This window comes from Phocaeicola acetigenes (genome assembly GCF_027529745.1).
In the GTDB taxonomy this organism is placed as follows: domain Bacteria; phylum Bacteroidota; class Bacteroidia; order Bacteroidales; family Bacteroidaceae; genus Phocaeicola; species Phocaeicola acetigenes.
The window spans coordinates 1-901 of sequence record NZ_JAPZVM010000028.1 but is presented as its reverse complement, the minus strand read 5'-3'; the positions used below and the strand labels follow the sequence as shown (position 1 = coordinate 901).

Annotated in this window: 1 protein-coding gene; it reads right to left on the bottom strand. The window is 43.7% G+C overall.

The annotated features are described in order from the left end of the window. Positions 1–16: 16 nt before the first annotated feature. Positions 17–790, bottom strand: a complete 774-nt coding sequence (locus O6P32_RS13560; RefSeq protein ID WP_071148388.1) for an IS5 family transposase — start codon at positions 788–790, stop codon at positions 17–19. Positions 791–901 lie beyond the last annotated feature (111 nt).

Below are 901 nucleotides of genomic sequence, written 5' to 3'. Positions count from 1 at the left end.
AGAAGCTGTTTTGATTTCATTCGATAAATTTGTTAAGCATGATTTGGATGAATGCGATTTGTACCATGGCTTCCGCAGTTTCAGCGAGGAATTCATAATCGATGGTTAGCCTTCTGAAGTTTTCCAGCCATGAGAAAGAGCGTTCCACAATCCAGCGCTTAGGCAGAACTTGAAACTTGGTTGGACATTCGTCCGGCCTGAGCACGACATCCAATACCCATCCGAATTTCTTCTTGACCCAATCAGCCAACTTTCCCTTATAACCACCGTCTGCCAGGATTTTCACCAAGCGCGGGAATTTATAAGCAAGTTTCTCTATGACTTGCGGAGCGCCTTTGCTGTCATGCAGGTTGGCTTCATGGATTGCGACGGCTAACGGAAGACCAAGCGTATCGACAATTATGTGCTCTTTCCGCCCCTTGATTTTCTTGTTCCCGTCTATACCGCGGTCAGAATCAACATGATGGGAAGTCTTCACACTTCTGGAATCCATGATGCCAAGGCTGGGGCTTTCCTGACGCCCTGCCTGTTTACGGATGAAAGCGTGCAAGGTATCCATCACCTCTTCAAACACGCCTTCAAGCTTCCATTTACGGAAATAGTAATAGACGGTTTGCCAAGGGGCGAAGTCAGAGGGAAGCATACGCCACTGGCAGCCGGTCTTGTTGATATAAAGGATTGCATTCATTATCTCTTTAAGAGAATGTTTTCGGTTCCTCGCTTGCGGTTCTAAAATATTTTTTATAACTTGCCACTGTTTTTCAGTCAGGTCGGTTGGATAGTGTGTCATAACTTTATAGTTTGGTACCTTTAAAGATATAACATTTTTCCAATTGGCCTGCTGATTTCAAATTTTAAGGAGACTGTAACATTATTCTTGAATCAATTCAAAACAGTTTCT

Coding starts and splice junctions, on each gene's coding strand:
- O6P32_RS13560 (WP_071148388.1), bottom strand. CDS start 790: ATGACACACTATCCAACCGACCTGACTGAAAAACAGTGGCAAGTTATA.